19 protein-coding genes are annotated in these 21,174 nt (G+C 70.2%); 10 read left to right on the top strand and 9 right to left on the bottom strand.

Annotated features, from left to right (window positions below):
- Positions 1-44: 44 nt before the first annotated feature.
- Entirely contained in the window at positions 45-491 is a 447-nt protein-coding gene (locus ACO0M4_RS33025; protein WP_430375381.1) for a hypothetical protein, read from the bottom strand.
- On the opposite strand from ACO0M4_RS33025, the gene ACO0M4_RS33020 reads away from it, so the two are divergent.
- On the top strand, positions 372-1,361 hold the full coding sequence (locus ACO0M4_RS33020; RefSeq protein WP_430374751.1) for a DUF2218 domain-containing protein: 990 nt from the start codon (positions 372-374) through the stop codon (positions 1,359-1,361). The two genes, ACO0M4_RS33025 and ACO0M4_RS33020, sit on opposite strands and share 120 nt — an antisense overlap.
- Before the next feature lie 122 nt (positions 1,362-1,483).
- Here the strand turns inward: ACO0M4_RS33020 and ACO0M4_RS33015 are convergent, their stop codons facing one another.
- Positions 1,484-1,894 (bottom strand): Fur family transcriptional regulator, encoded by a 411-nt coding sequence (locus ACO0M4_RS33015; protein WP_430374750.1) that lies wholly within the window; start codon positions 1,892-1,894, stop codon positions 1,484-1,486.
- A 631-nt stretch (positions 1,895-2,525) separates the two neighbouring features.
- Between ACO0M4_RS33015 and katG the strand changes: the two genes are divergently transcribed.
- The gene (gene katG / locus ACO0M4_RS33010) at positions 2,526-4,742 is read left to right on the top strand and encodes a catalase/peroxidase HPI (protein WP_430374749.1); all 2,217 of its coding nucleotides are present in this window, start codon (positions 2,526-2,528) and stop codon (positions 4,740-4,742) included.
- Between the two features lie 170 nt (positions 4,743-4,912).
- On the opposite strand, the gene ACO0M4_RS33005 is transcribed toward katG, so the two are convergent.
- Together ACO0M4_RS33005 and ACO0M4_RS33000 are read right to left on the bottom strand one after the other, a co-directional pair.
- Entirely contained in the window at positions 4,913-5,638 is a 726-nt protein-coding gene (locus ACO0M4_RS33005; RefSeq protein WP_430374748.1) for a DUF6333 family protein, read from the bottom strand.
- A gap of 205 nt (positions 5,639-5,843) precedes the next feature.
- Positions 5,844-6,287: a MarR family winged helix-turn-helix transcriptional regulator gene (locus ACO0M4_RS33000; protein ID WP_430374747.1), complete on the bottom strand. Its 444-nt coding sequence runs from the start codon at positions 6,285-6,287 to the stop codon at positions 5,844-5,846.
- Positions 6,288-6,453: 166 nt separating this feature from the next.
- Between ACO0M4_RS33000 and ACO0M4_RS32995 the strand changes: the two genes are divergently transcribed.
- From ACO0M4_RS32995 to ACO0M4_RS32975, 5 genes are all read left to right on the top strand, one after another.
- Positions 6,454-7,491 carry an SMP-30/gluconolactonase/LRE family protein gene (locus ACO0M4_RS32995; protein WP_430374746.1) on the top strand — a complete coding sequence of 346 codons (1,038 nt, stop codon included), beginning with the start codon at positions 6,454-6,456 and terminating at the stop codon, positions 7,489-7,491.
- Positions 7,492-7,639: 148 nt separating this feature from the next.
- Positions 7,640-8,107: a hypothetical protein gene (locus tag ACO0M4_RS32990; protein ID WP_430374745.1), complete on the top strand. Its 468-nt coding sequence runs from the start codon at positions 7,640-7,642 to the stop codon at positions 8,105-8,107.
- Between the two features lie 452 nt (positions 8,108-8,559).
- The gene (locus ACO0M4_RS32985) at positions 8,560-8,937 is read left to right on the top strand and encodes an SH3 domain-containing protein (protein WP_430374744.1); all 378 of its coding nucleotides are present in this window, start codon (positions 8,560-8,562) and stop codon (positions 8,935-8,937) included.
- Positions 8,938-9,480: 543 nt separating this feature from the next.
- Positions 9,481-10,248 (top strand): Pr6Pr family membrane protein, encoded by a 768-nt coding sequence (locus tag ACO0M4_RS32980; protein ID WP_430374743.1) that lies wholly within the window; start codon positions 9,481-9,483, stop codon positions 10,246-10,248.
- Positions 10,249-10,545: 297 nt separating this feature from the next.
- Positions 10,546-11,958 carry a DEAD/DEAH box helicase gene (locus ACO0M4_RS32975; protein WP_430374742.1) on the top strand — a complete coding sequence of 471 codons (1,413 nt, stop codon included), beginning with the start codon at positions 10,546-10,548 and terminating at the stop codon, positions 11,956-11,958.
- Positions 11,959-12,319: 361 nt separating this feature from the next.
- On the opposite strand, the gene ACO0M4_RS32970 is transcribed toward ACO0M4_RS32975, so the two are convergent.
- Positions 12,320-12,871 carry a GNAT family N-acetyltransferase gene (locus ACO0M4_RS32970; RefSeq protein WP_430374741.1) on the bottom strand — a complete coding sequence of 184 codons (552 nt, stop codon included), beginning with the start codon at positions 12,869-12,871 and terminating at the stop codon, positions 12,320-12,322.
- Positions 12,872-13,099: 228 nt separating this feature from the next.
- Between ACO0M4_RS32970 and ACO0M4_RS32965 the strand changes: the two genes are divergently transcribed.
- Genes ACO0M4_RS32965 through ACO0M4_RS32955 form a run of 3 tightly spaced genes read left to right on the top strand, consistent with a single transcriptional unit; the run spans position 13,100 to position 16,001 of the window.
- Positions 13,100-13,744, top strand: a complete 645-nt coding sequence (locus ACO0M4_RS32965) for a TetR/AcrR family transcriptional regulator (protein WP_430374740.1) — start codon at positions 13,100-13,102, stop codon at positions 13,742-13,744.
- Positions 13,741-14,457 (top strand): VC0807 family protein, encoded by a 717-nt coding sequence (locus ACO0M4_RS32960; protein WP_430374739.1) that lies wholly within the window; start codon positions 13,741-13,743, stop codon positions 14,455-14,457. The genes ACO0M4_RS32965 and ACO0M4_RS32960 overlap by 4 nt, the downstream gene beginning before the upstream one ends.
- Before the next feature lie 8 nt (positions 14,458-14,465).
- A complete protein-coding gene (locus tag ACO0M4_RS32955) occupies positions 14,466-16,001 on the top strand; it encodes an FAD-dependent monooxygenase (RefSeq protein WP_430374738.1) in 1,536 nt (511 codons plus the stop codon).
- Positions 16,002-16,245: 244 nt separating this feature from the next.
- Here the strand turns inward: ACO0M4_RS32955 and ACO0M4_RS32950 are convergent, their stop codons facing one another.
- The 4 genes from ACO0M4_RS32950 to ACO0M4_RS32935 form a co-directional block, all read right to left on the bottom strand.
- Complete coding sequence (locus ACO0M4_RS32950; protein ID WP_430374737.1) at positions 16,246-16,773, bottom strand: hypothetical protein; 528 nt, start codon at positions 16,771-16,773, stop codon at positions 16,246-16,248.
- A gap of 138 nt (positions 16,774-16,911) precedes the next feature.
- A complete protein-coding gene (locus tag ACO0M4_RS32945) occupies positions 16,912-18,744 on the bottom strand; it encodes a protein kinase domain-containing protein (RefSeq protein ID WP_430374736.1) in 1,833 nt (610 codons plus the stop codon).
- Positions 18,745-18,940: 196 nt separating this feature from the next.
- A complete protein-coding gene (locus tag ACO0M4_RS32940; protein WP_430374735.1) occupies positions 18,941-20,068 on the bottom strand; it encodes a haloacid dehalogenase-like hydrolase in 1,128 nt (375 codons plus the stop codon).
- Positions 20,069-20,262: 194 nt separating this feature from the next.
- On the bottom strand, positions 20,263-21,099 hold the full coding sequence (locus ACO0M4_RS32935) for an N-acetyltransferase (protein ID WP_430374734.1): 837 nt from the start codon (positions 21,097-21,099) through the stop codon (positions 20,263-20,265).
- Between the last annotated feature and the right edge of the window lie 75 nt (positions 21,100-21,174).

Here is a 21,174-nt window from a genome sequence, read left to right as displayed (position 1 = left end):
CGCAACGCGGAGCGTCCCGCGAGGGGACTGGGGAGCGCGGTCGGTCAGTGGGCCTCGTCGGGGGCCTCGTCGGGGGCCTCGTCGGTGTCGGGTGCGGGTGCGGGGGTATCGCGATCCAGGGTGGGGATGTCTGCCGGGAAGAGGCTGACCAGGAGGCCGTACGGTTCGCCGCGGGAGCTGTCGACCGTGTGCGGCTCGGCGGCCAGTTCGCGCAGTCGGGCGGCCAGTGCGTGGGCCTCGTCGTGGGAGAGCCAGAGATGGCGCAGTGCGGTGTGGTCCGCCTGGCCGGGGTGGGCGGGCAGCATCTCGCCGAGCGCGGCATTGATCAGGAACTGGGGGCCGCCTTGGACGTCTTCGTCGAAGGTGAAGGCGTGGCTCACCAGTGCGAAGTACTGCTCCGTGCCGCCGCGCACGTGCCGGGTTTCCGACAGGCGGACGAGGCCGGCCTCACGCAGTACCCGCACGTGGTAGCCGATCGTCCCCTTGGCCACAAGGCCGCTACCCAGCTCACCAGCGACAGCCGGGGAACCGTCCGGCTCGACACCGGGACCTGCGTGCTCCGTGCCACGCCCGACGGGCTGAGCCTGCTCGCCACCGCCGCAGACACCGATGCGCTGGCCCACGTCCAGCACGTGATCGCCCGCCACCTCGTGCGCTTCGCCACCCAGGAGGACCTGAGTGTCGACTGGGCCGAGCCTGCGAGGGGAGAGGACCTGACAGTCCTCGACCCGGTGGCGGAGGACTACCTACTGGCCCACTGCACCCCGCCCGATGAGGTGCTCCAGGAACTGGCCGTCACGACGCGGGAGGCCACCGGGAACGCGTCCGCGATGCAGGTCTCGCACGACGAGGGGGCGCTACTGACGATGCTGACCCGCCTGGTGAACGCCCGGTTCGCCGTGGAGGTCGGCACCTTCACCGGCTACTCGGCCCTCTGCATCGCGCGGGGCCTGGCCGATGGCGGCCGCCTGCTCGCCTGCGACGTCAGCGACGAGTGGACCTCGGTCGGCCGCCCGGCTTGGGAACGGGCCGGCGTGGCCGACCGGATCGACTTGAAGCTCGGCCCGGCCATCGACACCCTGCGGGCGCTGCCGAAGGAGCCGGTCATCGACATCGCCTTCATCGATGCGGACAAGGCGAACTACCCCACCTACTACGAAGAGATCATCCAGCGGATGCGCCCGGGCGGCCTGGCCGTGCTGGACAACGTCTTCCTCGGCGGTCGGGTCTTCGACCCCGCTTATCAGGAGGAACGCCATGTCGCGATGCGCAGGTTGAACGACCTGATCGTTGGCGACGAGCGCGTGGAGTCGGTGATGCTGCCGGTACGGGACGGGGTGACGCTGGCGCGCAAGCGATGAACGACCGCCGACGTGCGAGCACCCCACCGCACGCCAGGGTTGTGACGCGTCCATGCGATGACGAACCGCCGGTGATCAACGGGGGAGTAGCGGAGTAGGGGAGCTAGGGGGCGCGGGCCGGCTCAGGCGCAGTCGGGGCACAGACCCCGGTAGGTCACCTCGACACCGGAGACGGTGAAGCCGTACCGCTCGGAGGCGGGCAGATCGGCCAGGGGGTCCCCGTCGGGGCGGACGTCGCGAATGGCGCCGCAGAGTGAGCACACCAGGTGATGGTGCGGACGGTGTGCGTTCGGGTCGTAGCGTTTGGCGCGGCCGTCGGTGGTCACCTCGATCACCTCGCCGAGCGCGACGAGCTCACCGAGGGTGTTGTAGACGGTCGCCCGGGCGATCTCCGGCAGCCGGGCGGCGGCGCGCGCGAGCACCTCGTCCGCCGTGAGGTGGACGTGCTCGCCGTCGAGAACCTCGGCGACGACGCGGCGTTGGGCGGTCATCCGCCAGCCGCGTCCGCGAAGCCGTTCCAGCAGGTCACTCATGCGCACCAGCCTCACAATGCAACGTCCGGCGAAAGAATTCGTACGGATCTGGTCGCCATATTGACTTGGATCTGGTCCATCGTAGGATCGGTTCTGGCGGTAGCCAAGGGACGAGACAACCGCAGGGAAAAGCACGTGACGCTTCACCAGAGGGGTCCGCTCACCACCGAATCCCGTTGTGCCGGTCGCGGACAGTCACCACAGCGAGCCGGCGACCTTCGGCGGCCCGAGCACCTCGCCCACGCGTGCGGCGCCGGCGCCTGGACGGTGACCACCTCGGCGTCGAGGCGATCGCCTCCGGGGTATGCGGTCACGTAGGCCATGTCTGCCGTCAAGCCCCTTACGGGCCCGCCACCCGCTCGCCGCGGCCGGACCCCTCCGCCGCATCGAACCGGCTGGTATCCAACCGGCCGACACCGACCCGGCCGACATCGACCCGGCCGCGACGGCGTCGATCGCGCGTTCGGTGCGGTCCCTGCCCGACCGCACCCGACGACAACGGCCTCCCGGTCGACGAGACCGTTGACGAGACCAAGGTCGTCCAACTGGGCTCTGCGCCCCGAATGTTCCCGACTGTTCCACTGCCGGCGGTTGCTGAGCACGGTGATCCGCCTCATCCGGAAGGGTTCCCATGTCTGAGATCAATGACGCACAGGCCGTAGACGCCACCACAGAAGGCGCAGGCGGCTGCCCGGTCGTTCACGGGCGCGCCGCGCACCCGACCCAAGGCGGTGGAAACCGCCAGTGGTGGCCGGAGCGGCTCAACCTGAAGATCCTCGCCAAGAACCCGGCCGTGGCGAACCCCCTCGGCGCGGAGTTCGACTACGCCGAGGCGTTCAAGAGCCTGGACCTCGCGGCCGTGAAGCGGGACATCGCCGAGGTGCTGACCACGTCGCAGGACTGGTGGCCCGCCGACTTCGGCAACTACGGCCCGCTCATGATCCGGATGGCCTGGCACAGCGCCGGTACGTACCGCATCAGCGACGGTCGTGGTGGCGCCGGTGCCGGTCAGCAGCGCTTCGCGCCGCTCAACAGCTGGCCGGACAACGCCAGCCTCGACAAGGCCCGCCGCCTGCTGTGGCCGGTCAAGAAGAAGTACGGCAAGAACATCTCCTGGGCCGACCTGATGGTCCTCACCGGCAACGTCGCGCTGGAGACGATGGGCTTCAAGACCTTCGGCTTCGCCGGTGGCCGTGCGGACGTGTGGGAGGCCGAGGAGGACGTCTACTGGGGTCCCGAGACCACCTGGCTCGACGACCAGCGCTATACCGGTGACCGGGAGCTGGAGAACCCGCTCGGTGCGGTCCAGATGGGCCTCATCTACGTCAACCCCGAGGGGCCCAACGGCAACCCGGACCCGATCGCCGCGGCCCGCGACATCCGTGAGACGTTCCGCCGCATGGCGATGAACGACGAGGAGACCGTCGCCCTGATCGCCGGCGGCCACACCTTCGGCAAGACCCACGGCGCCGGCCCGGCGGACAACGTCGGCCCGGACCCCGAGGGCGCCCCGATGGAGCAGATGGGCCTCGGCTGGCAGAGCTCGTACGGCACCGGCGCGGGCGCCGACGCGATCACCAGTGGCCTGGAGGTCACCTGGACCAGCACCCCGACCCAGTGGGGCAACGGCTTCTTCACGAACCTCTTCGAGTACGAGTACGAGCTGACCCAGAGCCCCGCCGGCGCCAACCAGTGGGTGGCCAAGGACGCCGAGGCGATCATCCCCGACGCGCACGACGCGTCGAAGAAGCGCCTCCCGACGATGCTCACCACCGACCTCTCGCTGCGCTTCGACCCGATCTACGAGCCGATCTCCCGGCGCTTCTACGAGCACCCGGAGGAGTTCGCGGACGCCTTCGCCCGCGCCTGGTACAAGCTGACGCACCGTGACATGGGCCCGGTCGCACGCTACTTGGGCCCGGAGGTCCCCTCCGAGGTGCTGCTGTGGCAGGACCCGCTGCCGGCGCGCACCGGTGAGCTGATCGACGCCGCGGACATCGCCTCCCTCAAGGAGCAGATCCTCGGCTCCGGCCTCACGGTCTCCCAGCTGGTCTCGACCGCCTGGGCCTCGGCCTCCTCCTTCCGCGGCAGTGACAAGCGCGGCGGTGCCAACGGTGCCCGGGTCCGCCTGGAGCCGCAGCGCAACTGGGAGGTCAACAACCCGGACGAGCTGGCGCAGGTGCTGCGCACGCTTGAGGGCATCCAGGGGTCCTTCAACTCCGCGGGTGGCAAGCAGGTCTCGCTGGCCGACCTGATCGTGCTCGCGGGCGGCGTGGCCGTCGAGAAGGCGGCGAAGGACGGCGGCTTCGACGTCGAGGTGCCGTTCACACCGGGCCGCGTGGACGCCGCCCAGGACCAGACGGACATCGAGTCGTTCGACGCGCTGGAGCCGGCCGCGGACGGCTTCCGCAACTACGTCGGCAAGGGCAACCGCCTGCCGGCCGAGTACCTGCTACTCGACAAGGCGAACCTGCTGACGCTGAGCGCCCCCGAGATGACCGTCCTCGTCGGTGGTCTGCGCGTCCTGGGCGCCAACCACGGGCAGTCCAAGCACGGGGTCCTCACCGACAACCCGGGCACGCTGACGAACGACTACTTCGCCAACCTGCTCGACCTGGGCACGACGTGGAAGTCGACGTCCTCGGCGCAGGACGAGTTCGAGGGCTGCGATGCGAGCGGTGCGGTCAAGTGGACCGGTACCCGCGCCGACCTGGTCTTCGGCTCGAACTCCGAGCTGCGGGCCGTCGCGGAGGTCTACGCGAGCGACGACGCGAAGGAGAAGTTCGTGCGCGACTTCGTCGGTGCGTGGGACAAGGTGATGAACCTCGACCGGTTCGACCTCGCCTGATCACCCGGTCACGTCCAGGTCGGCCGATGCGGGCCGACCTGGACGTGGCCAGTTCCGGGGACGTTGGTCAGGGGAGTGCGCCGGGCCCGGAGGATTGCGGGGCGGTGGCGCGAGCGGCCGGTGATCGTCGGCGAAGCCTCGCCGCCACGCCGCTGTCGTGGCCGGTCCGCTCACTCCCGGTGCCAGACATCTTCGATGGCGTCCTGGGTGTCCTCGGAGCGGGTGACCTTGAAGACGGACACCGTCAGCTTCTCGCTGGCGAGGGGGACGTGGAGGCCGCAGGCGAGGGCGTTCACGTAGTCGCTCCAGATGAAGTTCTCCAGGTCGTAGCGGGAGATGTCCGAGGTGGCGGGATCTCCGGGAGTGATCCCGATGGCGCTGAGGGTTCGCGTGGGGTCTCCGGTGAGGTCCATGTCGTCCCAGCCGTCCGCGCTGACGCGGGGGGCACCGGGGACATGGACGAGGTACTTGGCGTAGGTCTCGGAGAAGGACATCTCGCAGACGCCGATGACGCGTGCGTCGGGATGGCCTTTGACCTGTGCGTCGAACTCGATGTCGAGGTTGAAAGACGTGATGCCGTCCTCACCGAGTGCGGGGTCGGTGATCTGTACCGCGGTCCCCCAGCAGCCGACGGCCACGTAGTCCAGGTCTTCCAGGAGCCGCGGGTGTCCGATGTCTGTGCGGCGCACCGGAGCAAACTCTTCCACCACGCCGGCGACGGTGCTCAGTTCGTTCACGACCTGCCGGGCGCGTACGGGGTCGTGGGCGGGTGCCTGGGTGATGGTGTGCCGGTCGTAGTGGGCCGGAACGGGCGGGTGTATGCGGGTGATCTGGGTGACGGACTGGCGCACGCGGGTGATGCGGGCCGGGTCTTCGCCGTAGGGCAGGGGGCTCATACGGGGAGCCTAGGACAGGGTACTGACAGGCAACGTCGGCCTGCCGAGTCTCAATATGCCTGTCCTGGCGAGGAGTTGAGGTCCAAGGCTGCCTGGCCTGCTGCGCCGCCCCAGTCGAAGGGCGCACCGACGGCTACCTCAACACCCGTTACCTCAGAGGGCAGTGGCCCCGCGCTGTGGACTCCAGGTGCGTTGCGCGAGTACCTCAGGCCGGCCGCACGGAATCGAGCAGGGTGGCGCACCGGCCGAGCAGGTCGACCAACGCCGCCCTTTCCTCGTCGGTGAACTCGGCGGCCAGCGCCCGCTCCACCCGCACCGCCCGCGCGTCGGCGTTCTCCATGACGGCGCGGCCCTCGTCGGTGAGCCGGATCTCCAGGATGTTCTTGTGCCATTCGTGCGGAGTGCGTTCGACGAGGCCGCGCTCCTGGAGGTTCTTCAGCACCGTGTTCATCGTGGGCGGTGTCACTCCGCACGCCCGCGCCAGAGCGGCGGCCGAGATGCCGGGTCGCTCGGAGCTGTGCAGCAGGGCTGCGTACTGCGGGACCGTCAGGCCGGCCGGCTTCAGCGCCGCGTGCTTGGCGCCGTTCAGGGCCTGCTCGGCGCGCTTGATGGAGGAGCCGAGGCGCTCGGACACGGGCATGGACGTCATCCCCGCATCGTAACGGCCATATAGCAGGGAAGACCTTACTCGGCAATGAGTATCCATGCGAAGATTAGTGTCTTGACGATCATTAGAGTTCTAACTTAAGTTCGTGCTCATTCGATCGCCTGGGGGGGCACACCCGCAGGCGCCGTGAACGGGGAGGCACCCACCCATGTCCCAAACGATCACCCGCCGCGCCCTCGCTTCGGCCGCCCTGGCCCTGACGGCCGTCGTCGTGCCGCTGGCCGCCACCGCGAGCGCCCGGCCCACAGACACACCACCGTCCGCGGACACCGCCGCCAGGCACGAGTCCCGCGCCCGTGTCTCCACCGCATACGACCTGCCCGGCGACCGCGCCTACCCGGAAGGCATCGCAGCCGACCCGCGCACCGGCGACATCTACGTCGGCTCGTACGCGACCGGCGCCGTCTACCAGGCGACGCCCGGGCACCACGCCGCCCGGATCTTCCTGCCGTCCGGCACCGACGGGCGCACCACCGCGAACGGTCTGAAGGTCGACCGGGCCGGCCGGCTGTGGGTCATCGACTCGACCGCCGGCGTCGCCGTCTACGACCTGCACGACCGTAAGCTCATCGCCCGCTTCGATGTGACGGGGAGCGCCAAGTCGTTCGTCAACGACCTGGCGATCGCCCCGGACGGCAGCGCGTATCTGACCGACAGCTACCGGGGTGTCCTCTACCGCGTCACGCCCGGGCAGTTGACGCGGGCTGCCGCGCACGGCGGACGTGCCGAGCTGACCGCGGCCTACGACCTGACCGGTGTACTCCCCGCCGCCCCGGCCGGCACCGTCACGCTCAACGGCATCGTGGCCGACCCCTCGGGCCGCTACCTGCTCACCGTCGACATGACCGCAGGCACCCTCTATCGCGTCGACCTTACGTCCGGCGCGGTCCGCCAAGTCACCCTGCACGGTGGGGACGTATCGCACGGTGACGGACTCGAAATGCGGGGCAACACCCTCTGGGTCGTCCACAACATGACCAACACCATCAGCCGGTGGAAGGTCGGCGGCGACGGCGGGTCCGCCCGTCGGGAGCGCAGCATCACCGACCCGACGCTCCAGATCCCCACCACGATCGTCCACGGCGGCGGCCGAACGCTCGTCGTCCGCTCCCAGTTCGACAAGGGCGGCCCGATGGGCCAGGGGACGCCGCAACCGTTCACGGTGGCCGAGGTGGACGGCATCTGAAGCAGGGCTGACGCACCACCGCTCGCGCAAGCGGACCGAGGAGGCACGGCAGGCTTGGCATAGACACGCCAAAAATCATGAGTTGTCTGCCTTGTTCTCTTCGGGGGTGCGTGCCTCAATGGGCACCCCCTCACAAAGGCGGACTCCCATGAGACACGGCAAGCTCGGCATCGGCTCGTTACTCGGCGTCGGCATCGCCCTCGCGGGCACCCTCGCGATGGCGCCGGCGTCGGCCGCGGTGACACCGGATACCGCGACCCTCTCGTTCGACTGCGGTAGTTACGGCTCCGGTACGGCCACGCTCACCGCCACCCAGAACGGCACGGACGCGACCATCAGCGTGTCCACGTCGGCGATCACGTCGCCCATAGACCTCGGGGCGAACTCGGTCACGTCGCAGCTCACGCTGACCAAGAACGGCTCGGACACGACGGTGTTCAGCGGCAGCTCCAACCCGGCGATCCCGGCCGGTAGCGCGGTCTCCACCGGGCCGCTCACCGGCACCGTCGCGCCGGGCGACCAACTGGCAGGCTCGTCACTTCAGGTGGTGGTGCTGGGCATCACCGCGACCTGCAACGCCACATCGCCGCAGTCCCCGGGACCGTTCGTGTTCTGACGGCGGGACATGACGGCACGGTCCGACGGTAAGACACGGTAAGACACGGTAAGACACGGAAAGAGGGGCCGGCGGGCGGCAGCCGCCGGCCCCGCGCCTCGTCGACGTCGATCCGGTGACTCGCCACCGGTTTCCGCGCGCTGTACGGGACGTCGGCGCGGGAGTACCACCGACGTCGCTTCCTGGGCCGGGCTGCGGCTCCGCTCGTCACCATGGACCGGACCGGTGAGTAGCGGAAGCCAGAAGCCCGTTGCGACTACGGAGAGTGCCTGGCCCTGTCGGATGCCTGTGCTGTGTGCCGTGTGCCGTGTGCCGTGATCGGAGAAGGTCATTTGTTCGCTACATCCGTCGTGATGATGAATTCGGCGAATGATTCTGGTCTGGGTGGTCTGTTTCGTGAAGTCTGAATTTCGCACCGAACAGCCATATCTGTGATCGGGAGGAAGGTCATGATGTACCTGTCTCAGATCCGCCGGAGCGCCGCCGTTCTGGCCAGTGCCGGGCTCCTCTGTGGCGTCCTCGGCAGCGGCACGGCCGTCGCCGCAGGACCGGCTTCGGCCACCGAGGCCAGTCATGGCCCCTACAAGGGCCGCGTTGTCGCCAGGACCGGTGCGCCAGTGCGCACTGGTCCATCGACCCACTTCAAGGTGGTGGGCGAACTCCGTCACGGCAGGGCCGTCACCATCGTCTGCGAGGTGAACGGCCAGAACGTCCGGGGCAATCCGCGCTGGTACAAGCTCCGCGATGGCCGCTACACGTGGTCACGCAACATCGCCAACATCGGGCCGATTCCCCGCTGGTGCCACAGGCATCACCGCCGAACTGTATGACGTAGTGCCCCAGGCAGCTGCCTGGACCTGCGACGGTCCGACTCGGAACGCAGCTGACCTGCGCAGACGTGTCTCTCAGTGTCTTTCGGGCACTTGCCGCGTCGGGCAGCCGCTCCTCCCCGCACGCTCCCCAGCAGCCCAGTTACTCCCCAGATTCTCCGTGGGGAGGGCGGTCGTCTCGGGGCAGTGGTGAGGCGGAAGCCACCGCAGCGGCAGGCACACCAAGTGACTGCCGCGGCGGTGGACCTTGAATTCGGCCGACGCCAAGGCCGGTTGTTCTGGAGGAGATAGCCCAGGCGGGCCGGTGACCTGCCGCAATGGGCGGCCACGCGGGCTGACTGGGTCCCCAGACGCATGGGAAGTCGTAGCGGAGGAACCGGTCGTCGCCTGGCCGGTCCCGATGACCGTCGGTGGATCGGGCGACGTCAGTGTCGATGGATCAAGTGCCCCATCCCATCGCCTTCTTCGACTGCTGGTGGTAGACGAGCTCCGTTCCGGCAGTCCCGATGAGGTCGTCCCAGAGCACCGCCGTAGGGTGATCCGATGCTCGATTCGACACCCTCCACGACCTCCACGGCCTCTGCTGCCTCCGCAGAGCCCGCGGCCCGGCCCCGCCGCCCCGTCGCGGCGGCCTTCCGTACGCTCGCCGCCCTGACCGGGGTCACCGGCATCGTTCTGGACGTGATTGCCTCCCACGATCTGGGTCGGCTCTTCAGCTACTTCACGATCCAGTCCAACATCCTGCTGGCCGTCGTCTTCGCCTGCTCCGCCCACCGTGCCTGGACCGGGCGTCCCGCGCTCTCCCCGCGGATCACCGGCGCGGCGCTGCTCTACATCTGCATCACGGGGCTCGTCTTCCACTTCGTGCTGTCGAACGACTCCAGTGGCTTCGCCATGACCAGCCACCGAACCCCCCTCGAAACGGCCGCCAGCCAGCTCCTCCACACCGCGACACCCCTCGCCGCCGTCCTCGACTGGCTCGTCCTCACCGCCCCCGGCGCGTTCCCGCTCCGCTACGGCTGGCAGTGGCTCGCCTACCCCTTCCTCTACCTCCCCTTCGCCCTGATCCGCGGCGCCCTCCTCGCCCCCGGCACCGACGGCCGGTACCCCTACCCCTTCCTCGACGTCGACCTCCACGGCTACGCCGGCATCGCCACCAACACCGTTGTCTTCGGCCTGGCGTTCTACGTCCTGGCCCTCGTCCTCGTCCTCCTCGACCGCATACGCCCCCACCTGCGCGTCTCCCGCAACCGGACGTCGGCTAAGGTCTCCGACCGCCTGGATGGCGGGCGCACGACGAATCGTTCGTAGGCGTGGCGGTGCGGGCGGCGCATGGCCCGTCCGGTGTCCAGGGCTCGGGTCAGCTCGCGGCGGAGCTCCCGCGGCCTTGGACGTAGAGGGCCCGGTGGGTCGCCTCGTGGGTCGCGTCACCGATGCGGGCGGAGCGATCAGCACCACAGCGTCGGGGCGAATTGTCACTTTGTGTTAGCCTCAAACGTTTGGACGGCCGTGACGGCTGGCGATTCCGTCCATGCGGTTCCCCTAGTTCGTCGGCTGCTCATCCCTGCCGGGCCTTCCTCGGCACGTTCCCCATGCGGAAGGCTCTTCATGAACCACCCGGACCGCCTCGGCACCTCGCACGGCGACCTCGCCCGGCCAGTGACCCCCACTCCGACGGTGTCCCCGGTCGCCTTCGCCGACATGGAACTGCCGGCCGAGGTGTTGCGGACGCTCACCGAGCGCGGCGTGCGCGAGCCCTTCCCGATCCAGGCAGCCACGCTGCCCAACGCCCTCGCGGGACGCGACGTCCTGGGGCGCGGGCGCACGGGATCGGGCAAGACGCTCGCCTTCGGCCTGCCGCTGCTCGCACGGACGGCCGGGCGGCGCGCGGAGTCGAAGCAGCCCCTCGCCCTGATCCTGGTGCCCACCCGGGAGCTGGCCCAACAGGTAACCGAGGCGCTCGCGCCGTATGCCGACGCGCTCCGGCTGAGGATGGCCACGGTCGTCGGCGGCATGTCGATCGGCCGGCAGGTCGCTGCGCTGCGCGACGGGGCCGAGGTCGTTGTCGCCACGCCCGGCCGTCTGCACGACCTCATCGAGCGCAGGGCCTGCCACCTGGGACGGGTACGGATCACCGTTCTCGACGAGGCCGATCAGATGTGTGACATGGGCTTCCTGCCGCAGGTCACCGAGGTGCTCGACCAGGTGCACCACGACGGCCAGCGGATGCTGTTCTCGGCCACCTTGGACCGCGACGTCGACAACCTGGTCCGCCGCTACCTCCACGACCCGGTCGTCCACTCGGTCGACCCGTCCGCGGGCGCCGTCACGACGATGGATCACCATGTGCTGGTCGTCCACGGCCCCGACCGGTACGCCGTCACCACGGAGATCGCCGCCCGCGACGGCCGCGTACTGCTGTTCCTGGACACCAAGCACGCGGTCGACCAGCTCACCCGGCATCTACGGGCCAGCGGAGTGCATGCCGCGGCCCTGCACAGTGGCAAGTCCCAGCCGCAGCGCACGCGGACCCTTGCACAGTTCAAGAATGGGCAGGTCACCGTCCTGGTGGCGACCAATGTCGCGGCCCGTGGTCTGCACGTCGACGACCTCGATCTCGTGGTGAACGTCGACCCGCCCACCGACCCCAAGGACTATGTGCACCGTGCGGGCCGCACTGCCCGGGCCGGTGAGTCGGGCAGCGTCGTCACGCTGGTGCTGTCGGGTCAGCGCCGGGAGATGAGCCGGCTGACAGCCGAGGCCGGCATCGAGCCGACGATCACCAAGGTGCGCTCGGGCGAGGCGGAGCTGAGCCGGATCACCGGGGCCAGGGCTCCCTCCGGCATTCCGCTCGACGGCGGGCCCGCCACACCCCGACCCAAGAACACCAACGCCCCCTTCCGTGGCCTGGGCACCAGCAAGGACGCTTCCCGCGGCACCGGCGGCAAGTCCCGCAAGGCCAGTGAGGCCCGCATGCTCGCCGAGGCCCGCAAGGCGGCCCGGGTGCGGCGCGGCGACTGAGAGCCACTGCGGCTGCCAGTAGCGGTATCAGCTGGGAGGCGTCGTTGCGGTTGCCGCCGGTCGACGTGATGGCCAGGGCGATGCCGGTGTGGCGGACGAACAGGATCCCGCACAGGACCTTCGGTCTTCCGGCACCCTCTTCCGGTCGGGAGCTGGCGGGCGGGGTGGTCAAGGGGCTGTCGGACGGGTTCGGGTGGGGCGCGGGCCGTTTCGAGCGGCTGTGTCCAGGCGTGCTGTCAGGGCCAGTTGTGCGGTAGGTGCATGGTGATGCGGCGTGCGGAGCGGGCGATCCGGGCGGGGACGTGGACCAGGTGGGCGCGGATCGTTGCGGTGGCTGCGGGCTTGAGGCCGTCGCTCGGTATTAGAGCGGTGCCAGCATCATCAGGACTTCGTCGCGATCGTCCCCGGGGGCGAGGCGAAGGGCGCCCGGCCAACGGCCGATCTCCTTCCAGCCGAGGCGGCCGTAGAAGTCCTCCAGCCCGACGCCACCGCGTGCAGCCAGGTGAAGTTGTTCGAGCCCCATCTCGTCGCGGGCGATCTCGCGAACGTGATGCATGAGGGCGGCCCCGATGCCGCGGCCTCGCAGACTCGTCCGCGTTTGGACGTGGTGGAGCGTCCCCCAGTGCGCTATGAGCTCAAAGGGATCACGCCGAACATTCAGCCACCCGGCGAGGTCGCCGTCGATCGATGCGATCACGAGGCGGCTCGTCTCACGAGCAAGGCCCGCGACGAGGGAGTCGACGGCCGGCGCGGCCTGGCCCGCGTCGATGGGCGGGAAGGGGAATCCTGCTGCCCCGCCGGCGTTGGTGACCTCGATCCAGCATGCGGTGAGTGCTTGCCTCAGCTCCGCAGTGACGTCATCAGGAGCTGTGATCTGTCGCAGGTGGAGGGGGCAGAGGGGACCACTGTTCATACGGGCGATCCTTACATCTGCCACTGACAGTGCCGGGTCGCCGGGTCGCCGGGTCGCCGGGGTGCCGGGTCGCCGAAGAGCGCTGAGGTGCTGGGTGGTCGTGCTTTCGGCAGGAGGCGATCGCGTCGGTGCGGGAGGTGCGAGCCGCGGGGGCGGGCCGCGCCGTACCGGGGACAGTCGCGCCATCACTTCTTGCTCGGGTGAGCAAATCGCGCTACCGTCTTGCTCATGCAAGCAAGGGATAGTGCAGCCAAGCAAAAGGCGGGACGCAGGACCAAGCCCTCCTTCACGGAGACGGGCCGTCGCGCCCAGATCGTTGCCGCGGCTATCGACGTCATCGCCGAAGTCGGGTACCACCGGGCCTCGTTCGCGAAGATCGCGAAGCACGCCGGGCTGAGCAGCACGGGGATGATCTCCTACCACTTCGACGGGCGGGACGACCTGATGAGCGAGGTCGTCACCGAGGTGCTGCGGCTCGCTGAGGGGTACATCCGTCCCCGCATCGAGGCCCACGAGAGCTACGCGGGCCGCCTGCGCGCCTCCATCGAGGGCAACCTCGACCTGTTCGCCGAGTACCCGAACCACCTCGCGGCGATCACCGAGATCCTCTCCAACCTCCGGGGCAGCGACCCCGGCATGGTCACCTTCCTTTCGGCGACCGAGGCGAACCTCGCCGTCCAGGTGGAGCAGATCCGCAAGGCGCAGCGCGCGGGCGAGTTCTGCGACTTCGACCCGTGGGTGATGATGCGGGCGATCCGCGCCGCCATCGACGACGTGGTGCGCCGCGCCACCCACGATCCCGATCTCGATGTGCGGGCCGCCGGCCGCGAGTTGGCCGACCTGTTCGACCGCGCCACCAGGAGCACGTCATGACCACAGCAGACACGGGGGAACACATCATGGCAACGCACCGGGCACCACAGACCGACACGGACGAGGCCGCCGCCGCAGCGCCCGCCCGCCGCCGCACCGCGGCGCTGCGCCGTCGGCTCGCCGCGCAGCTGCTCTTCGAGCTCGTCCTCCCGCTCGGCTCCTACTACGGACTGCGTGCGGCCGGGGCCGGCCAGTGGCTCTCGATGATCGTCGGCGGCCTGCTGTTGCTGCCGTGGATCGCTTACGGCATCGTGCGGCAGCGGCGCGTGGAGGCGATGGCGGTGTTCACGCTGAGCCTGGTGGTGGTCGGGACGCTGCTGACCCTGATCACCGGCAGCCCGCGGGTGCTGATGATCCGGGACAGCTGGCTGACCGCCGCGATCGGACTCTGGGTGCTCGGCACACTGCTCACCAGGCGTCCGTTCATCATGACGGCCTCGCGCGGCATCGTCATCGCCAAGGTCGGCGAGGCCGGACTCGTCGAATGGGAGGCGCGGTGGGACGCGGAGCCGACGTTCCGTCACCACCTCCGGCTGGTCACGGCGGTGTGGGGCGCGGTCTTCCTGCTCGACGCGATGCTGCGGGTGGTGCTGGCGTACACGATCCCGGTGGACTCCTTCCCGCTCACCAGCACCGTGCTCTGGCTGGTGATGCTCGGCGGGCTGCTCGGGTGGCACAACTGGTACATCACCCGCCACGGCATGAAGCTGTAGGGGGAGCCGTGGACACCGACGTCGAGGTGCTCATCGCGGGGGCCGGCCCGACCGGTCTGCTGCTCGCCAACGAGCTGGGCCTGGCCGGGGTGCGGGTGGCCGTCGCGGAGCGGCTGCCCCACCGGACCGGCCAGTCCAAAGCACTCAACCTGCAGCCGCGCACCGCCGAGGTGCTGGACTGCCGAGGCTGGTTGGAGCCGGTCCTGGACCGGTCGCTGGCCCTCCTCCCCGCCGGCCACTTCGCCGGGCTGCCGCTTGACTACGGCGCACTGGACACCGCGTTCCCGCACCAGGTCGGCATCCCGCAGGCCCGGGTCGAGGAGTTCTTGGAGGACCACCTCGCCGAGTACGGCGTCCCGGTGCTGCGGGGCCGCGAGCTGACGTCGTTCCGGCAGGACGCGGACGGCGTTACCACCACCCTCCTCGGGCCCGATGGCGCGGAGTGCACCGTCCGGGCCGGATACCTGGTGGGCGCGGACGGCGGACGCAGCGCGGTGCGCCGCATCCTGGGCATGCCCTTTCCGGGGCGGGACGGTCGGGTCAGCATGGCCGTCGCCGACATCGAACTCGCCGCCGTGGAGCCGGAATCCAACGACCCCGGCACGTCCTGGCGCCTCCCCGACCTCAGCCCGAACCCCGAGGGTGTCGCCTTCCTGCTCCCGCTCGGCGACGGTGTACACCGACTCATCCTCGGCGGCCCCGAGCAGCAGGGCATCGACCGCGACGCCCCGGTCACCGCGGACGAGGTGCGCGCGGCACTGGCCCGCTGCCCCGGCCCGCCGCGCGAACTGCGTGCCGTCCGCTGGGCGTCCCGCTTCACCGACGCCTCCCGGCAGGCCGAGCGGTACGCCGACGGCCGGGTGCTGCTGGCCGGTGACGCCGCCCACATCCACGCCCCCGCCGGTGGGCAGGGCCTCAACCTCGGCATGCAGGACGCGTTCAACCTGGGCTGGAAGCTGGCCGCCGTGGTCCGAGGGTGGGCCCCGGACGGGCTGCTGGCCACCTACCATGCCGAGCGCCACCGGGTCGGCGCCCGGGTGCTGGCCAACACCCGGGCTCAGATGGTGCTGACGCTCCCCGACCCGGACGCCGTGGCGGTGCGCGACCTGCTCGCCGACCTGCTCGCCGCGCCGGAGGCCAACCGCCGCGTCGCCGCCATGATCGCCGGCACCGACATCCGCTACCCGATGCCCGGCGCGCCCGAGCACCCGCTGCTCGGTGCGCGGGCGTCCGGAGTCCGGCTGCCGTCCGGCCGCGGAACCCTGCTGGCCGACGCCGCGTCAGCGGTCGCCGCCGCGAGGGATGGTTGGGCGGATCGAGTCGACCGCCTCGACCGCCTCGACTGTCTCGATCGCAGCGACAGTCTTGACCGTCTTGACCGTCTTGACCGTCTCGATCGCGGACCCGCGGCCGACGGCGACGAGGCGTTGCTGGTCCGGCCGGACGGGCATGTCTGCTGGGCCGGTCCGGAGGGCGACGCGGACGGCCTGCGCGCCGCGCTCACCCGTTGGTTCGGCGCGCCCCGAACCCCAACCCGGCTCTGAGGTCGCCTTCCAGCGCACTGCCTGGCAGGGCCGTGGCCCGGCACGGCGTCGGCACCCTTCTGGTCCTCGGCAGCCAAGTCAACGGCTGGCAAGCCCCATTGCCCCCGAGTCGGCAGCGTTGTCAGTAGCACGATCAGCCTTCTGACACGGCGGTCCGCCCCACCCACGAGGAGGTCAACAGCCATGCAAAGGAAGTGACCGTCGAGCGGAATTGCCCAGCGGGCTCCGCTGGTGAGCGGCAGCTCTAGCCCACCCATTCCCGCAACAACCGCTCCCGCACTGTCCCCCGAGGCGACCCGCCCTCCCACGCGCGGCCCCACTTCGACATCGCCGCCAGCGTCGTGGCCATCGTCGCGGCGCCCTCCGTGAGGCGGGACAGGAGGGCTTGGGAGAGGTCGACCTCTGTCGGGGAGTAGCCGACGGCCGCGGCCGCGTAAGCCGTCAACTCGTGGTCGCCGTCGGGTGATGCCACGCGCACCGTCAGCATCGGCGGAGCCTCCCCGGTCCGGCCTGGGCCCATGGTCAGAGCCAAGTTCAGCACCGTGTCCAGCGCCAGGTCCTTGACCGCGCTGACCTGCCGCTTCAGGGATTTCACGGGGACGCCCGCCACCGTCACGGCATGCAGGTCCTCCCACAGGTAGAAGCCGGACTGTCCGTCGCCGAGGGCCATCACGCCCTCGGGAGCCAGGCGTACCCCGGGAGCCAGACCGGACGGCTTCGCGCCCACGTACACGTCGCCTTCGGCGATCCAGAACAGGCCCACCATGGCCATGGGTTGCTCACTTCTCCCGACGACGGCACCGCCGTCGTGTCACACATCAAACGATCAGGTCGTCCCCGCAACGCGCGAAGGAGCCAAAAAATTCCCGTTTCCGGCCGCACACCCGTGGCCCGAGCGGGGAGACGTCCCCTAGTCCAACGCCGCGACCCGGTCCGCGGACAGGGCTTGGTCGAAGACCTGGACGTTCTTGATGCCGCCGGTGAAGAAGTCGGCGGGCCGGCCGTCGAAGGTGGCGCGGCCGATCATGAGGGAGCCGGCGGTGGTGGCGGGGCGGGTGTCGCTGGCGGTGCCCTGCTGGGTGCCGTTGACGTACAGGTGGAGCCGCTGGGCGGCGGCGTCGCAGACCCCGACCAGGTGGGTCCAGGTGTTCATGGCGGGCGGCTCGGCCGCGAGTGTGCGGACGCCAGGCCGGGAGAACGCCCATCGATGGTCGGCGCCCGAGTACTGGAGGTAGAAGGCGCTGCTGTCGGCGGAGCCTTGGCTGACGACGGTGGCGAAGCCGTTCGCGCTGGTGAGGTAGACCCAGGCGGAGACCGTGAAGCTGTGCCCCGGGGCGGTGTTGAGCACCGGGCCGCGCGTGGTGATCTGGCTGCTGACGCCGTTGAAGAGGGCGGCGCCGCTGTTGCCCGTGCCCCAACGGACATCGGACGCGGTGCCGTTGTGGGTGCCGGTCGTGTCCGCCGCGTACGTGCCGGACCGCTCGTCGAGTCGCCATGCCCCGACCGGTTGCGGGCTGGTGGGCAGGGTCGGTGCGGAACTCCGGGCGGCGTCGTGGCTGAGTGTGAGGGCCACGGGGACACCTACCGCGGCGACGGCCACCGCGGCGGCTGCCGAGATCAGGAGCGTACGGCGGGTGGTGCCGCGCCGGACCGCCGGGGCGGCCGGAACCGGACGGGGCGTTGCCGGCCCCGGCGGGGGAGTGGCGGACGCCTCGTGGTGGGCGACGGCCGTCGGCCCCACCCCGGGGGTGCCCGGCACCGTCCGAGGGTGGGCCGGCACCGGAGTCCGGGAGCCGGCCGGGCTTCCGGCGTTGGCTCCGGCGCCCCGGTCGAATATGACTCCGGGCTGCTGACCGGCCGGTGTGGTGCCGTGCGGCGTCCCGCTGCTGCGGTCGGTCGCGGGCGGTACGTCATCGCCCACGACCGGTGCGGCTGCCGCGGCACCCGCAGCGCACCGGGCCAGGAGCTCCCGCGGCGTGGGGCGCCGGGCGGGGTCCTTGGTCAGGCAGTCGGCGATCAGGGCGCGCAGCGCGGGGTCGGTGACCGTGTCGAGGTCGGGGGTGTCGTGGACGACCCGGTAGAGGAGGGAGGCCAGGTGGCCGTTGCCGAACGGGTTGCCGCCGGTGGCCGCGTACGTCAGGACCGTCCCCAGGGAGAAGACGTCGCTCGCCGGGCCGATCTCCTCGCCGTTCACCTGCTCCGGCGACATGAAGCCCGGGGAGCCGAGCGCGTAACCGGTCACGGTGAGGGAGCTGCCCTCGACGACCCGGGCGATCCCGAAGTCGATGACCCGCGGGCCGTCCTCGGCGAGCAGCACGTTGGAGGGCTTGAGGTCGCGGTGGACGAGGTGCGCGCTGTGGATCGAGACCAGCGCCTCGGCGAGCCCGGCGGCCAGGGCGAACACCTGCGGCGCGGGCATCGGTCCGCGGTCGGCGACCGCCTTCTCCAGCGACGGACCGGCGATGTAACTGGTGACCAGCCAGGGCGCGGCCGCGTCCGGGTCGGCGTCGATCACCGGCGCGGTGAACGCCCCGCTGACCGCGCGGGCGGCCTGTACTTCCCTGCGGAACCGGGAGCGGAAGTCCGGCTGGTCGACCAGCGCGGCGTGCACCACCTTGACCGCGACCTGCCGGCCGCCCGGCGAGCGCCCCAGGAAGACCCGCCCCATGCCGCCCACGCCCAGCCGCCCCAGCAACTGGTATCCGCCGATGGCACGTGGGTCGTCCGGATCCAGCGCTGCCACAAACCCCTCCCGCGTCGTCGCCTCGGTCAGATTCGGCCGGGCGGCCACCAGCATAGGGGGCGGCCGGTGGGCCGGCCGGTGCGACCTCCGCCGCGGCAGTCGGCCTGACCTGTCGTCATGACCGGGCGGGGGAACGCCGACACGGCGGAGGCGCGGCCGGCCGCGGCCCAACTGCGGGGTGGACCGGGGTGACGGTTCAGTCGATCTGCGCGGGTGTCACCGTCAGCCAGTGCTTGTCGGCCGTGACCTGCTGCCCAAGTTCCTTCTGGCGTTCGGCGTTGGAGCGCTTCATCTCGTCGAGCTCCTTCATGGAGCTCTCCTTGCGGTTCACCCAGACCCGGACGCCGCCGTTCTGCACGTCCGTGGAATGGAAGAGCATCGGGCCGTCGCTCTTGGGGGTGTCACCCGCCGCGAGGATGGGCTTCTTCCACTCGTCGATATACGTGTTGATCGCCGCCGGCTTGCCCTCGTACCAGGTCAGCGGGGCCCACAGGGTCGGGGTCAACTCACGGTCGGCGAGCTTCGCGGGGTCGAAGTGGCCGGCCGCGATCTCCTTGCGGGAGCTGGTGACCTCGCCGGTCTTGCGGTTCTTGAGGAGCATGGAGACGCCGATGACGTTCTCCGGCTTCACGTCGTACCCGTACTGGGGATCGCTCAGCACCATGCGCACCAGATCCTCGGAGGCCGCACTCACCACGTACACCTCCACCCCGTGCCTGCGCAGTGCCTTGTAGAGCTCCTGCATGCCCCGGTAGAAGCGAGGTGCCTGCACCTCCGTCTTGGTCAGCTTCCCGTTCTCGTAGTACTCGGCGGGGATCGGCTTGCGGTACGCCAGGAGTTCGTCCACGTACCCCTTGAGCTGCTTCAGGGTGAAGCCCGAGAAGATCTGCGCCGCCCAGGGGTAGCAGACCTGGTCGTCCACCTCGCACAGGCGGTTGTAGTAGCTGTAGAGGCTTTCCTTGTGGGTTGCCGTGTCCTTGAAGGGGATGACCTTCAAGGACGGTGCCATGGTCTGGCGGGTCAGGACGCCCTTCCTCTCCAAGAAGGGGAGCAGGGCCTCTTCCAAGTCATTGCGGTACGTGGTGTTGTCCGCGTCGAAGACCGCGTACGCGCCCTTGTGGTCGTGGTCAGTGATGACCTTGCCGAGCTTCTCGGCCACCGGCGCGGGCCAGTGCTTCAGCTCCACCGAGGCGACCCGCGACGACGATCCGACGGCCTCGGCCTCGCTGCCGCCCGGCCACAGCGCACTGCTCGCGAAGACCGCGGCGGCCAGTGCTCCCACGGTGCCGAAGAGCGCAAGCCTGCTTTTTGCCCGTACTGCCATGGTTTCCGTTCCTTTGAGAGCTGCCCGCCCCGTCCGGAGCGGCGGGCCATGCTACGAGGCCGGGCAGGGATTGCCCATGATCGATGTCACCGCGAACGGGACGTGTGGGGTGGCCGAACAGGGGTAACCCTGCTCGTCGTCCAGCGGTGACCGACCGGCGGGCGCACGGCCATCCCGCCCCGATCTGCGGGGGCCTAGGAACAAGGGATATCCGGCCGCACCACGTGGTGCCGGATCCATACGTTCGGTTCGACGTAGACGGCGTGGTCGTGTGCGGTGTTGCAGTGCACCGGGACGAGGGCGCCCGGGACTTCGAGGTGTCCGTCGCGGTCGAAGGGCAGGCCGGTCCACCGCCGCCACTGTGTCAGGGACCCGCTGACCGTCATCGATGCCGGGGCGATCCTTTCGATGGTGCCGCCGGCCCGCACGTGCACGCGGAGCCACGGGTCGGTCGGCAGCCCGTCGTCGCGCCGCCGACGGACGTAGTCGGCCATGGGGACGCGCGGTTCACGGTGTTTGGCGGTGGGGCGCACGGGGGCCAGCAGTGCGTCGTGCCCCTGTTGGCCGACGGTGTGCCGCAGCGCGGCCAGTAGGCGGGAGGAGAGCCCGCGCCCGAGGTATCCGGTGTCCACCGTGATCTCCAACGCACTGGCGGTGCGGGGTGTGGGGCAAGGCCCCCGGTGGTGGCCGTGCCGGTGCACGCCGTCGTACCCGTTGCAGCCGTTGCACCCGTCGCGCCGATCGCGGTAGGCCCACGTCAGGACCTGGTTCCACCCCCGGTCCGGCAGCTCCTCGCGACCGTCGGGCGTGGCATCGAACGGCACGCTCAGCCCGCGGGCCACGACGCGGTCGCCGTCGGTCGCCGCGACGCAGTACTGGGGGAAGTCCTCGGGGACCCGGCCCAAGAAGGCGGTCGCGACCGGATCGTGCGGTATGAAGGCCGGCCAGGTCTCGGCGATCTCGTAGAGGCGAGGGATCAACGACGGCCGCTCGGCGAGCGTGGTGATCCGGATGCTGTCGATGTCTGTCACGGCTGGGCACCCTGTCAGGGGGCGGACCGGGCGGGCCAGCGGTTTTGCGAGAGAGGTGAGAGCGGCCGTGACGGT

Source organism: Streptomyces sp. RGM 3693, from assembly GCF_050471125.1.
Taxonomy (GTDB): domain Bacteria; phylum Actinomycetota; class Actinomycetes; order Streptomycetales; family Streptomycetaceae; genus Streptomyces.
This window is presented reverse-complemented; position numbering and strand designations above follow the sequence as displayed.